The 12,353-nt window shown below is 54.2% G+C and carries 12 protein-coding genes; 3 read left to right on the top strand and 9 right to left on the bottom strand.

Translation table 11 applies throughout. The annotated features are described in order from the left end of the window. Position 1 precedes the first annotated feature (1 nt). From GFN93_RS06930 to GFN93_RS06905, 6 genes are read right to left on the bottom strand one after another with little or no spacing between them, the layout of a single operon-like run. Positions 2 to 1,366: a pilus assembly protein TadG-related protein gene (locus GFN93_RS06930; protein ID WP_235901974.1), complete on the bottom strand. Its 1,365-nt coding sequence runs from the start codon at positions 1,364 to 1,366 to the stop codon at positions 2 to 4. A gap of 18 nt (positions 1,367 to 1,384) precedes the next feature. Next, entirely contained in the window at positions 1,385 to 1,633 is a 249-nt protein-coding gene (locus tag GFN93_RS06925; RefSeq protein WP_153500032.1) for a hypothetical protein, read from the bottom strand. Then, positions 1,626 to 3,113, bottom strand: coding sequence for a type II and III secretion system protein family protein (locus GFN93_RS06920; RefSeq protein ID WP_194285755.1), 1,488 nt, complete (start codon positions 3,111 to 3,113; stop codon positions 1,626 to 1,628). The genes GFN93_RS06925 and GFN93_RS06920 overlap by 8 nt, the downstream gene beginning before the upstream one ends. A 46-nt stretch (positions 3,114 to 3,159) precedes the next feature. Further along, entirely contained in the window at positions 3,160 to 4,008 is an 849-nt protein-coding gene (gene cpaB, locus GFN93_RS06915; RefSeq protein ID WP_153500028.1) for a Flp pilus assembly protein CpaB, read from the bottom strand. A 46-nt stretch (positions 4,009 to 4,054) separates the two neighbouring features. Beyond that, the gene (locus tag GFN93_RS06910; RefSeq protein ID WP_153500027.1) at positions 4,055 to 4,567 is read right to left on the bottom strand and encodes an A24 family peptidase; all 513 of its coding nucleotides are present in this window, start codon (positions 4,565 to 4,567) and stop codon (positions 4,055 to 4,057) included. 49 nt (positions 4,568 to 4,616) lie between these two features. Further along, positions 4,617 to 4,781 carry a Flp family type IVb pilin gene (locus GFN93_RS06905; protein WP_153500025.1) on the bottom strand — a complete coding sequence of 55 codons (165 nt, stop codon included), beginning with the start codon at positions 4,779 to 4,781 and terminating at the stop codon, positions 4,617 to 4,619. A gap of 667 nt (positions 4,782 to 5,448) precedes the next feature. Between GFN93_RS06905 and GFN93_RS06900 the strand changes: the two genes are divergently transcribed. Beyond that, positions 5,449 to 6,084 carry an endonuclease gene (locus GFN93_RS06900; protein WP_153500023.1) on the top strand — a complete coding sequence of 212 codons (636 nt, stop codon included), beginning with the start codon at positions 5,449 to 5,451 and terminating at the stop codon, positions 6,082 to 6,084. Positions 6,085 to 6,373: 289 nt separating this feature from the next. Here the strand turns inward: GFN93_RS06900 and GFN93_RS06895 are convergent, their stop codons facing one another. From GFN93_RS06895 to GFN93_RS06885, 3 genes are all read right to left on the bottom strand, one after another. Next, a complete protein-coding gene (locus GFN93_RS06895) occupies positions 6,374 to 8,149 on the bottom strand; it encodes an acyl-CoA dehydrogenase C-terminal domain-containing protein (RefSeq protein WP_153500021.1) in 1,776 nt (591 codons plus the stop codon). A 127-nt stretch (positions 8,150 to 8,276) separates the two neighbouring features. Then, complete coding sequence (locus GFN93_RS06890; RefSeq protein ID WP_153500019.1) at positions 8,277 to 8,666, bottom strand: YbaN family protein; 390 nt, start codon at positions 8,664 to 8,666, stop codon at positions 8,277 to 8,279. A 317-nt stretch (positions 8,667 to 8,983) separates the two neighbouring features. After that, positions 8,984 to 10,780: an acyl-CoA dehydrogenase C-terminal domain-containing protein gene (locus tag GFN93_RS06885; protein WP_153500017.1), complete on the bottom strand. Its 1,797-nt coding sequence runs from the start codon at positions 10,778 to 10,780 to the stop codon at positions 8,984 to 8,986. A 274-nt stretch (positions 10,781 to 11,054) separates the two neighbouring features. Between GFN93_RS06885 and GFN93_RS06880 the strand changes: the two genes are divergently transcribed. Both GFN93_RS06880 and GFN93_RS06875 read left to right on the top strand, forming a co-directional pair. Continuing rightward, positions 11,055 to 11,243: a Trm112 family protein gene (locus GFN93_RS06880; RefSeq protein ID WP_153501868.1), complete on the top strand. Its 189-nt coding sequence runs from the start codon at positions 11,055 to 11,057 to the stop codon at positions 11,241 to 11,243. A gap of 26 nt (positions 11,244 to 11,269) precedes the next feature. Beyond that, complete coding sequence (locus GFN93_RS06875; protein WP_153500016.1) at positions 11,270 to 12,304, top strand: phospholipase A; 1,035 nt, start codon at positions 11,270 to 11,272, stop codon at positions 12,302 to 12,304. The last annotated feature ends 49 nt before the right edge of the window (positions 12,305 to 12,353 follow it).

The following is a 12,353-nucleotide window of genomic DNA, read 5'->3' as shown; positions in this document are numbered from 1 at the left end:
CTTATTCGTAAAGCTGAATCTGGATATGATAGTCATCATCATTCTCCTGCTCCCAGCCAAGGAATTCGCCATAGAAGGTCAAATTCGGGGGCCCTTCAGCAGGCTTCACCAGAAACATCCTGGCAAATCCATCCGCCGGAAATATCACGCCCTCTTTCTTGCCACCGGTCAGCCCCAATGCCTCACAGCTCAGCACCGCCATGTTCATTACCCGACGATCCGCACCGCCAGCCGGGTCATCAGGCGCACCATCAGTTGGCAGCCCATTGGCAATCTCATACTCATACACTTCATAACGGGTAGGCGGATTCGCATTATTCCATGCGTTCGGAATGGGTGCCGGCCCGTGTTGAACACTCCAGTAACCCTCCACATCCCACAAGCCATCACCGATCCTGCTATCCACAGAATTCGTTCCATTATCCAATGGATAGGCCACAACATTTGGCGCCGGGGGATAATCTGCATCATAGCTCTGGAACGGATTGGGGCCGTCATAGATACCAAAGCGGGTGTTCCACCCCCCCTGTGTCTTGTTGGTCATGGAACCGGTTTTGGTTGTAAAGGTTGCCGGGTTACAGCCCACATTGCCTTCATTGGCAATAAACTCGGCAACATCTGTAGCACCCGGCCCAGCATTTGGCGGCTCTAGAAAACCAAAATTGCCAGGGCTCCACTGTTCATTATTCCCACCCTGGTTACGCATTTCGATATGCGCCCCCACCTCCATTTCATCCCTGAAATGGGAACCTTCTGATTCCCAGGGATCGCACATGGCCATAGGTGGATAGTTGCAGGTAAAGAAATTCCGTCCCGCCAATGCAGAAGCCACCGCGGAAGCGGTATCCGCGACATTGATTCCGAGTGCTCGCAAGGCAGGAAGGAAAATCAAATCGGCAGTAAAGCGGTCGCCATCCCCTACCAGGGCAGGATCAAGCGTCAGACGCACATAGTGCGTATCGGCATCACCCGTAGCAGCATACTTTCCCGGTTCCACTTCGGAGCCACTGCAGAAATCGGTAAAACCAGTTACGTTCGGGTCCACATCGGACTCGCTACCAATCACACAGAAAAACTCAAACGCGCTATCAGGAAGCCCAACATCCCCCAGCAACTCTGACGCCCGAGCGAAACGAGCGTCATGCTCAAGCAGGCCACGCGCTGCGGCTTTTGCCCTGGATTGAGCATTGTCGTCTACGTCCAACTCTGCGGCTGCTGCCAATGCGGCAGCATCAACGGCATTCTGCATCTCGGTTCGCATTACCAACAAACGACCGACATCGATGGCCAGGGCCGCAATTGCGATCAGGATGATGATCAACACCGTCATCATGACCAGATAAGCACCTTCCTGACGCCGCTTCATCACGAGACCCTCCTGGCGTTAACCGCCAACATCCTCAACCACACGCCCTTCTTCCACCTCACCATCATCCTTGAGGTAGCGCTCAACGCCGGCATTGATCTTGGCGCCGTGAGTAGTAATCACACCATAGTCCTTGTTCTCCGCGCCCGGATTGACCACCTGAACAGCCATGTTGTTCTCATTGCTGTAGCCGTGATCTCCTCTCAGGGACTCTCTGGCGCAACCGGTAAGGGCTAATACAAGGAAAATTCCAATTAACTTATTCATAGCTGGCTACCTCCCTGAGCTGGTGACCATAATGACCTTGCAGGCCTCCCTGTGCTGAAGCATCGGCACGGCTGTTCTGCTGCTCAGCTTCCTCCTCTTCATCATCATTACGGTTTTCTGAAGGCTGATGCTGCAGGAAACCAAGCAGATACTGATCAAGGTCCGTGGGAGGCACGAAAACATCAGTAGGCATGGCATAATCATCCATGCGCTTTGGCGTCACCAGACGTGGAGTTACGATCACAACAAGCTCGCTTTCGCTCCTCTTGTACTCGGAGGAACGGAACAGGGCACCCAACACCGGGATACTCCCCAACAAAGGCACCTTGTTGATCACGTTGTTGGCATTGTTCTGGATCAGACCGGCCACTGCGAACGCCTGACCATCCGCCATTTCAACAGTTGTTCCTGTTCTTCGGGTCACAAAACCGGGAATGTTGAATCCAGAGGCCTGAAAACCATTTGCCTCGTCCACCGCGGATACCTCAGCATTCAGCTTGATATTGATGCTGCTATCTGAAAGGACGGTCGGGATGAACTTTAGCCCTACCCCGAACTCTTTGTAGTCAACTGAAATGGTGGCCGTTCCATCATTGTTGGTGTCCTGGGCAACCGGGATTGCGACCTCACCACCAGCCAGAAAACTGGCCTCCTGCCCGGACAATGCTGTCAGGTTCGGCTTGGCAAGCACTTTGGCAAGACCTTGCCTCTCCAGCGCCTGGAGCTGCCCGGTAATGCCATTAATACCAAAAGCGGTGGCACTAGGGTCGCTGAAAATGGCATCAAGGAATGGCGTATTATTTGAGGTGATGCCGGACAACGCTGTCAGCACCTTGGCCCCATCCTCATCCAGAACAGAAAGATTAACTCCCAGCTCCTTGAGAGATGTACGGCTAATCTCGGCGATGCGCACTTCAAGCATCACCTGTGTGCCGCCGCCCACCTCCAGCATGTTGACGACTTTCTCCGCGGGAGCAAAACTCTTCGCCACAGACAAGGCCTGTTCCATGGCCATGACGCTGGACACTTTGCCGGAAAGAATGATCTGGTCATTCGACCCTCTCAACTCCACTCCCTGCTCTTCCGGCATCAGCTCGTAGATACGACGCTTCATCTGATCCACGTCATAACCCACAATGACATCCATCAGCGCTACCAGATTCCGGTTCTGATCCCGAAATGCCAGATTGGTGTGTCCAGGCTTAAGGCCCAGAATCAAAACGTGACGGGATGAAAGCAGCTTGATGTCCGCAATCGCAGGATTACCAATCACCACCTGATCCAGAGGCGATGGCGAGTAAATCATCTGGGACTTACCCAGCGACAATGTCAGCTCCTCTTTCTGCAGCCCTTCACTGAACTGCAGCTCATATCGTTCAGCTGCCGAGGCTACGCTCGTGACCAAAGAGGCCAGCAGAATCAGGAGCAGCCTGATTCCACGAAATGGCCCCAATTGCCACTGTCGAATTGTCACAGTCATCTTCCCTTCCTCCATGAAGCATTATCTCTCGCTGACGTCAGTCGCCTTATTCCTGCACCTGGCCTTCCTTCACTGTCTGGCTTTTCACTTCCAGACCTCGAATCACTTCAACCTGTGGCTTGGGCGGAGCACGACGAACCCGACGCACCACCTTGACCTTGGTCGGCGCAGTGTCTTCCGTCATTAGATCCTTGTAGGTCACCACCTCGGATTCCAGGATCGATGCATCGAATTCATTCCGCAGCATCAAATTCAGGTCCCCTGTCTTGGCCGCCAATACGATGCGCTGACCATCATAGGGCGTCACCATGATGGTGGCCGAGTTGACGACTTTGGGTTCGGTTTCGGTGTCACTGGACTGCTGGTCAATGCCTAGAACCTTGGCATTCTGTAAAATCACCCGGGTAACAGGCTTCTCATCTGAGCGGCCAAAAGTCGTGGTATGCAACACATCCACATAATCCCCCGGCATAACAAAGCCACCAACACCCTTAACCTCATTCACCGCCAGGGTAATGGCTCGTTTGTCTTCAGGGATTTTCGCGGGCAGTCCGCCGCGAGCACCATAAGGGGATAGCTTGTACTTCAGAATGGGCTCGCCCTTTTTGGCCTGGGTCAAAATCAAAGGAGGCTTGTCCTGGAGCAGAGCCGTCTTTGAACTGAAAGTTCCCTCTGGAAGACTGGCTTCCGGCCAGGCCACCACCTCAAGAAGAACACCGTCAAGGCGAGTACCACTGTTCAGATCAGCCGCAGCCACCACCACAGGAACGGTTCTTACTGTTCTTTCTCCAGTCCGGCTGGTGACTTCTCTTTGCAGGAACTGATTCACCAGATACACCGTCACACCGCCAAGGATGATGGCTACTAACAGAATCAGTATTGGTCGAAGTTGCATCAGGAATCTCCTTTCCCCGTTCGCTCCATGCTTTTTTCTTCAGGATCTAGATCATGGGCGATACACCCATCATGGTGAATATAGCTCCTGTACCGATGGCTATGGCATAGGGCAGATTCACCGCAGCTGCTTGCCCACTGTCAGTGCGTTCAAGCTGACGCTCCCTGGCAGCAAGCATGTAATTCAGTCGTTCCCATGACTCTCTGGCTCGACCCTTTAACACCAGGTAAAACAAACCCAGAACCGCACCCAGAAGCGCCACGTTAAGAAGGTAAATCCCTATTTCCGGCAACCCAACCAGAACCCCGAGAGCCCCGATCAGCTTGACGTCTCCAGCCCCCAGCCACCCCACTAACCAGAATAGAAAGGCGATAGAGAAGGCAATCAATCCCGCGGCAAGACCGTAAAACATTCCTTCCAGCCCCGCCTCCCAAAACACTGCTGCAGGCCCCAGAAACAGAGCCGACAAGATAAGCGTATTGGGAATGCGCCTTTCCAACAGGTCAAAAATCACGGCTGGAAGGGCAATACCCACGGCGACAAGCAACAAGGTCGTCATTGGTTAAAACAAGCCCTTGCAAACCCAGGTTTGCAAGGGCTCGAAAGCCTTATGACATTGCGTCGTCAACGCTTTGAAAGGCGTCATCCACCTTCCCGCCAACAGAACCAATAACCACAATGGCGACAACGGAAATCAGCGCGACCAGGATGGCGTACTCCACCATGGTTGCACCGTCTTCTTCTTTCAGGAAACGGGTAATCAAGCTCTTCATGATCTGTCCTCCAGACAACGTTTTCTCCATGATGACCGCACTGTAAAAATGTCGGTCTTTGCAAACCGTATCACATAAACAATGCGAACATAGCAATGATTACTTGATGTGAATCAAGAAAGTACGTCTTTGATGTGTCGGTAATTATTTTTCTGTAACACGCCAATAATATATTCAGCTATGGCGATTTTTTGATAATTCTTTTTTATTATAAAAATCACACAGTTACGGCTACCCAATATGGGGTATGGCCTGACTGTTTTTTGGCAACACATTGAATATATTTGTTTTTTTCTCTTCGTTACCAAGACAGACATACCCATGGTTTTTTGTGTCTATCGATATTGAAAACCGATAAGAATTTAGTTCAAAAAAAGTTTTTATTTAAAATAATTCTAAAGGAGCCTTCTTTCTCCCCGCTAGAGACTATACCTTGGGATAAGCAACAAACGCCTGTGCCGTGAGCCCCAAATCCCGAAGCAGATTCACGCCACACCCCGAACCCATTGATATTGTTGAGGTGTTGCATGCGGCAAATGCTGCCATTGTCCTACAACCATTCATCAACCAATTGGCACCGCCTATCCCACAGGGATACATTATAGATACCTGTCGTGTGGGCCTTGGGGGCAACATGACGAATATAAAATGTGACAGGCATCACAATATGAATAAGGTTGCATTAGTGCTGTTGGGGGCATTTCTGCTTGTCGGTATCAGCTATGCCAACGACCAAGATGAAGAGTTCATTCAGCAACTCTATCCTGACGGAGGAAAGACGCTCTATTGTCAGGAACCCTTTGCTTCCGGCAGCCGGATCTCAATTGAAGAGATCTATGATGATCGTAGACTGGCCAAGCATTTTGGTTGCCGCAGCGGTCGACTCTGCTCTTCCAACAAAGAATTCACTACCATCCAGCAGGACCTCCATGGCCGTTTCCCTGTAACGACCAAAGTTGAACTGGAACGGCGACGCACCTTGTTTGGCGAACTGCCTGATAACATCGCTGCAGACCCGCAGTGCGGTTACCAACAATCCTTCCAGGTGTTCGAACCACCGGCACACGCCAAAGGCGAAGTTGCCCGCGCCATGCTCTATCTCCACGACCGCTACCAGCTGCCGTTTATTGGCACGCTTGAAATGTATCAGCGTTGGAACCGCGAAGACCCGGTAGATGAGGAAGAGAAGCGGCGTAACGATGAAATCGAAAAACTGCAGGGCAATCGCAATCCCTTCATTGATAGTCCCGACCGGGCGGACACCATGAAAGCTCCGTCTCCGTTGAACATGCAATTCCCTTGAGGAGACGCTTCACGCAGCACGCTGCATGCAACACGCAAAGGCGGCGTGATAAAGCCAGGATCAAGAGCACTTTCAGCGCAGAGATCACTGAGACCACTGAGGAAACCCATTGTTTTAACTCAGTGATCTCTTGTCCTCCGTGGTAAAAGCACCTTTGCTGTTCGAATTGGAAGCCTGTTCCGTGAAGCGTGATGCCAGCTGCCGCCGCGTAGCGGCATAAAAAAACCGCACCCAGGGGTGCGGTTTTTTATAGCGTGCCGCGTGTTGCGTGCGGCATGTAGCGGCTCTATCAGAACAGGTCTGCGTCCAGCTCCATCATGGTCGCCGCACCGCTCTTCAGCTGTGCAAACAGGGCATCCGCCTTGGGCAGGACACGCTGGAAGTAGTACTGACCGGTGATGCGCTTGGCCTTGGCAAAGTCATCATCGCGCCCATCGGTCGCCGCCAGCATCTGCGCCCACAACCAGGCGTAGAGCACGTAACCGAAGATATCCAGGTATTCCACAGCGCCCGCACTGATAGCATCAGGATTATCACCCGCTTGCGCCAGCAGTTCCCCGGTGGCTTCCTTCAACAGAGCCAGAGCCGCTTTCACCGGTTCCACCGCGCCAGCCAGCTGCGGATTGGACGCGTTGGCTTCCAGCCAAGCGTTGGCCTCAGCCAGGAACGCATCCACTGATTTACCGCCATTACGAGCTACTTTACGGCCGGCCAGATCCAGTGCCTGAATCCCGTTGGTACCTTCATAGATCTGGGAGATACGGCAGTCACGAACAAACTGCTCCATACCCCACTCACGGATATAGCCGTGCCCACCGAAGACCTGCTGACCAGTGATGGTGGTTTCCAGACCACGGTCGGTAAAGAACGCTTTGGCGATCGGGGTCAACAGCGCCACACGATCATCCGCTTTCTTCTTCACATCGGCATCGTCACTGAACTTGGCGGCATCCAGCTGCAAACCCACGTAGGCAGCCAGTGCACGGCCACCTTCGTTGATGGCACGCATATTCATCAGCATACGGCGAACATCACCATGCACGATGATCGGGTCAGCGGGGCCGTTAGGGTTCTTGGCACCGGTTGAGCTGCGGCCCTGCAGACGCTCGCGGGCGTATTCCACGGCGCTCTGATAGCTCACTTCGCCCAGACCAAGCCCCTGCAAACCAATGGACAGACGCTCGTAGTTCATCATGGTGAACATGCAGGCCAGCCCCTGGTTCGGCTCACCGATGATCCAGCCCTTGGCGCCGTCGAAGTTCATCACACAGGTAGCAGAACCCTTGATACCCATCTTGTGTTCGATGGAACCACAGGTGGCACCGTTGGGCTCACCGGCATTGTTGTCCGCATCGGGAAGGAACTTGGGCACCAGGAACAGGGAGATCCCCTTTGAGCCTTCCGGGGCACCCGGCAACTTGGCCAATACCAGGTGAATATGGTTACTGGTCAGGTCGTGCTCACCACCGGTGATGAAGATCTTGGTCCCGGTAATGCTGTAGGAACCATCATCGTTGGGCTCCGCCTTGGTACGACCGATACCCAGATCGGTACCAGAATGTGGCTCGGTCAGGCACATGGTGCCAGCCCACTCACCACTGTAGAGCTTGGGCAGATACTGGGCCTTGAGTTCTTCAGAGGCGTGCGCATCAATGGCCAGGCAAGCACCGCTGGTCAGCGCCGGGTACAGTGCAAAGGAGGAGTTCGCACTGTGCATCATTTCTTCAAACAGTACTGCCAGGGATTTCGGCATGCCCTGACCGCCGAATTCCGGGTTACCGGAGAAAGCTGTCCAGCCGTTTTCGGCGAAGGTATTGAACGCTTCCTTGAAACCATCCGGCGTGGTCACATTGCCGTCGTTCCAGCTACAGCCCTGCTCGTCACCATTACGGTTGAGGGGGAACAGCAGGCCTTCTGTCATCTTGCCTGCTTCTTCCAGAATGGCATCAGACAGGTCGCGGGTTACCTCGGCGGTAGCAGGCATCTTTGCCCACTGCTCGTCCGCTTTGAACACATCGTTGAGAACAAAACGCATGTCCTCGAGGGGCGCTTTATAGGTCGCCATTTGCACATCTCCCGAAAGTTGGCAGGGCGCAAATTTTAGGCAGCAAGTGCCTGTGATTACAGGCTTATTTGTGACTCACCGTTCATGCAGACAGAGATGCCACCGAGTCATACTGCTGACTGAAAAGTCACGCCTTGTGATGCTCAGGAACCGCCTTGGGGGGTTCCGGACGATTCCAGAGCCACAACAATGTCACACACAACATCAACGGAACGGCAATTTTCACCGCGGTATGGGCTCCGGAAAACGAGATGATCATGATACTGATCAGCATCATGGTAGAAGCCGCGCACTTGGCACGACGGGATATGGCACGGTTCTGCCGCCATTGCAGCAAAGGTTCACCATAACGGGGATGTTCCAGCAACCACTGCTCAAGCGCAGGCCAACCGTGGCTTCCAGCCCACGCTGCCACCAGCAGAAACGGCACCGTCGGCAAGCCAGGTACAACCACGCCGACCATCCCGATCACCACGAACAGGATAGCCAGAAAACGCCAGCAAAGTGTCCTTACCATGTCTTCATCCCTTGCGGAGCCCCGACAAACGCTCCACACGCTAAACACGAGGGTTCAGTATGCGTCGCAGAGCGAACACTGGCAAAGGCATTACGGGCAGGGAAAGTGCACCTTTCGTCGTAAAGAGGGGGAGCGCAGCGTCACGCCGTACCAAGGGGAAGGCCTGAGCCGCAGGAATAGCCTTGCTGCCTTGTACCGAGAGGGTTCAGCCAACAAGTTGGCCCTCCCACAGCGGCTTCGGGGCAGCGCAGGCATCAGGCGCCCAATAAAAAACCCGCCATAAAGGCGGGTTTTTTATTGGGCAGTTAGCTGCCAGATCAGAATGCGAAGTGCTCGGCATCCAGATCCATCATGCAGTCCAGACCACCTTCAATGGCACCCTTGTGACCGGCAACGCGCGGCAGGATACGCTTGAAGTAGAAGTTGGCAGTGCTGATCTTGGCCTTGTAGAAGTCCTCGTCACCAGCGCCCGCTTCCAGCTTGGCATGGGCTACTGCGGCCATACGGGCCCACAGGTAAGCCAGAGTCACATAACCGGAGTACATCAGGTAATCCACGGAAGCAGCACCCACGTAATCCGGGTTCTGCATGGCCTGCATACCGATGGCCTGGGTCATCTCGCCCCATTCCTTGTTGTAGGCCGCCAGCGGCTCAAGGAATTGCTTCAGGTCCGCATTGTCTGCGTGGGTTTCGCAGAACTTGTGGATGATCTTGGTGAAGTTACGCAGGGACTGGCCCTGAGTCATCATCACCTTACGACCCAGCAGGTCGAGAGCCTGAATACCGGTGGTGCCTTCGTACAGGGTAGAGATACGGGCATCACGTACGTTCTGCTCCATGCCCCACTCACGGATAAAGCCGTGACCGCCGTAGATCTGCACACCGTGGTTGGCCGCTTCCAGACCGGCTTCGGTGATGAACGCCTTGGCAATCGGAGTCAGCAGCGCCATCAGCTCGTCGGCTTCCTTGCGCTCGGCTTCGTCTTTGGCCAGTTTCACCTTGTCTCCCAGCTGGGAACACAGGTAAACCAGTGCACGACCACCTTCCGCAAACGCCTTGGACGTCAGCAGCATACGACGCACGTCCGGATGAACGATGATCGGATCGGCAGGACCTTCCGGGTTCTTCGGACCGGTCAGGCTACGCATCGCCAGACGATCCTTGGCGTAGGCCAGGCCGCCCTGGAAACCCAGTTCAGCGTGAGCCACGCCCTGGATAGCAGTACCCAGGCGAGCGAAGTTCATGAAGGTGAACATGCAGTTCAGGCCTTTGTTCTCCGGACCAATCAAGTACCCTTTGGCACCGTCAAAATTCATCACACAGGTCGCGGAGGCCTTGATGCCCATCTTGTGCTCGATGGAGCCACAGGCTACGGCATTACGCTCGCCCACACCGCCGTTGCCGTCGGTCATGAACTTGGGAACGATGAACAGGGAGATACCCTTGGTGCCAGCAGGCGCACCCGGCAGACGCGCGAGAACGATGTGGATGATGTTCTCGGCCATGTCATGTTCACCGGCAGAGATGAAGATCTTGGTACCGGTGATGCTGTAGGAGCCATCAGCGTTGGGCTCAGCCTTGGTCTTGAGGATACCCAGGTCAGAACCACAGTGCGGTTCGGTCAGACACATGGTGCCAGTCCACTCACCACTGATCAGCTTCGGCAGGTAGGCCTGCTTCTGCTCGTCGGTACCGTGCTCTTCCACAGTGGCAATCGCCCCGTGGGACAGGCCCGGGTACATGCTCCAGGACCAGTTAGCCGTACCGGTCATTTCAGAAATAGCGATACCCGCAGAGCCAGGCAGCCCCTGGCCACCGAATTCCACATCTCCGCCCATGGCCGGCCAACCGCCTTCCACATATTTGGCGTAGGCTTCCTTGAAGCCCTTCGGGGTGGTGACAACACCATTTTCAAATCCACAGCCTTCCTCGTCACCAGAGCGGTTCAGGGGAGCCAGCTCGTTTTCGGAAAACTTGGCGCCTTCTTCCAGGAAAGCATTCAGCAGTTCGCTGTTAACGTCTTCCAGACCCAGACTGGCGTAGTGGGAATCCACGTCCAGGACTTCATTCAGTACGAAGCGCATGTCGCGCAGGGGAGCCTTGTAATCCGGCATCTCAAATCTCCCTAATCAAAGAGTAAAAATGCGGCGGGCCACAGGCGCGCCGGTCATTGGGACAGTAATCTTAGGTCAGCGCTCCAGCGAGCCTCCAGTGCTATTTGTGACCCACAAGTCAAACAAGCGTTTGAAACTGCCGTTTGGGACGCAAATCCTTTTATTTTCATATGGTTAGTAAATTTTCGAAAAAATAAACAGGCTGTTTAGCACATCACCGCTTAATCTCGAATCGCTGCTATACTCCTGCCCATCTGATGAAGGAATCATGAATATGCTCGATCCCAACCTGCTCGATATCCTGGTCTGCCCGGTCAGCAAAGCGCCGCTGATCTACGATGAAAAACGGGCCGAATTGAAGTGCAAGGCCAGCGGCCTGGCCTACCCGGTACGCGATGGCATCCCGGTCATGCTGGAAGAGCAAGCCCGGGCTCTGACCGACGACGAAATCGGCAACCTCTAGAAAGCCATCACTCTGAAGGATTGTTCATGCACAAGCTGCTGGTGCTTGCCCTGCTGCTCTGTAGCCCTGCCTATGCCGAAGCGGCGGCCAAGCCGGAAGTTCCTGCTGCAGGGACACCAAGCGATCAAATGACCGTCAAGCAGCGTCGGGATGAATGCCTGCTGCGCAGCGTGCAAACCGCCGACAAGGCCGTGACAGTAGAAGAAATGCGTGGCTGGTGCGATGTCAGCGAGAATGGCCAGACTATCAGTGCCCATGAAGATGCCCTGCGCGCCCGTCTCGCACTGGAAAGCAAGACCAGCGGCAACCCCTTCGTGATTACGCCACATCGCCGTAATTACCTGATGCCCTACAGCTACTGGTCGAATCGTAAATGGAACGATCCCGACAAAGATGACAATGAGCTGCAGCCCACTGAAGTGTTGTTCCAGTTGTCCCTCAAGGCCCCGATCAAGGAAAAGCTGGTCGATGATGTGACCCTGTGGATGGCGTTTACCGGCACCTTTTACTGGCAGGCCTACAACAAGGATGAGTCCGCCCCCTTCCGTGAGGCCAACTATGAGCCAGAAGTGTTCATCACCAAGCCAGTGAACTGGCAATTTGGCCCTGTGGATTCTGAACTGGTTGCATTGGGCATCAGCCATGAGTCCAATGGTCGCGACATCCCCGTGTCACGAAGCTGGAACCGGATTTTCTTCAACTATGTTGCGCGCACCGGCAGTTATTACTGGTCACTGAAGCCCTGGTACCGCATTCCGGAAAGCGAAAAGGATGATCCGCTGGATACCCAGGGCGATGACAATCCCGACATCGAAAAATTCATGGGCAATTTCGAGCTGGAAATCGCTCGTCCCTTCGGCAACCACGTGCTGGAAGTGATGGTGCGTAACAATTTGCGCAGCGACAACAAGGGCGCCGGGCGGCTGAATTACTCCTTCCCCCTCACTAAACGTTTCAAAGGGCTGGTGCAGCTTTTCACTGGCTACGGGGATTCCTTGATCAACTACAACGATTATGAAAACCGCTTTAGTTTCGGCATTTTGTTGACTGACACGCTGTAGCCGCAAAACGAATGCGCGACAGAAGCCGAATATGCCATTCGCCTCTGCC

The organism is Alcanivorax sediminis (assembly GCF_009601165.1).
Taxonomy (GTDB): Bacteria; Pseudomonadota; Gammaproteobacteria; order Pseudomonadales; family Alcanivoracaceae; genus Alcanivorax; species Alcanivorax sediminis.
Note: the sequence above shows the minus strand (reverse complement) of the source record. Positions and strands in the feature narration are given on the sequence as shown.

Bases quoted from the DNA above. Each gene is read 5' to 3' on its own strand.
- GFN93_RS06930 (WP_235901974.1), bottom strand. From the start codon at position 1,366: ATGAAGCGGCGTCAGGAAGGTGCTTATCTGGTCATGATGACGGTGTTG.
- GFN93_RS06925 (WP_153500032.1), bottom strand. From the start codon at position 1,633: ATGAATAAGTTAATTGGAATTTTCCTTGTATTAGCCCTTACCGGTTGC.
- GFN93_RS06920 (WP_194285755.1), bottom strand. From the start codon at position 3,113: ATGACTGTGACAATTCGACAGTGGCAATTGGGGCCATTTCGTGGAATC.
- cpaB (WP_153500028.1), bottom strand. From the start codon at position 4,008: ATGCAACTTCGACCAATACTGATTCTGTTAGTAGCCATCATCCTTGGC.
- GFN93_RS06910 (WP_153500027.1), bottom strand. From the start codon at position 4,567: ATGACGACCTTGTTGCTTGTCGCCGTGGGTATTGCCCTTCCAGCCGTG.
- GFN93_RS06905 (WP_153500025.1), bottom strand. From the start codon at position 4,781: ATGAAGAGCTTGATTACCCGTTTCCTGAAAGAAGAAGACGGTGCAACC.
- GFN93_RS06900 (WP_153500023.1), top strand. From the start codon at position 5,449: ATGAATAAGGTTGCATTAGTGCTGTTGGGGGCATTTCTGCTTGTCGGT.
- GFN93_RS06895 (WP_153500021.1), bottom strand. From the start codon at position 8,149: ATGGCGACCTATAAAGCGCCCCTCGAGGACATGCGTTTTGTTCTCAAC.
- GFN93_RS06890 (WP_153500019.1), bottom strand. From the start codon at position 8,666: ATGGTAAGGACACTTTGCTGGCGTTTTCTGGCTATCCTGTTCGTGGTG.
- GFN93_RS06885 (WP_153500017.1), bottom strand. From the start codon at position 10,780: ATGCCGGATTACAAGGCTCCCCTGCGCGACATGCGCTTCGTACTGAAT.
- GFN93_RS06880 (WP_153501868.1), top strand. From the start codon at position 11,055: ATGCTCGATCCCAACCTGCTCGATATCCTGGTCTGCCCGGTCAGCAAA.
- GFN93_RS06875 (WP_153500016.1), top strand. From the start codon at position 11,270: ATGCACAAGCTGCTGGTGCTTGCCCTGCTGCTCTGTAGCCCTGCCTAT.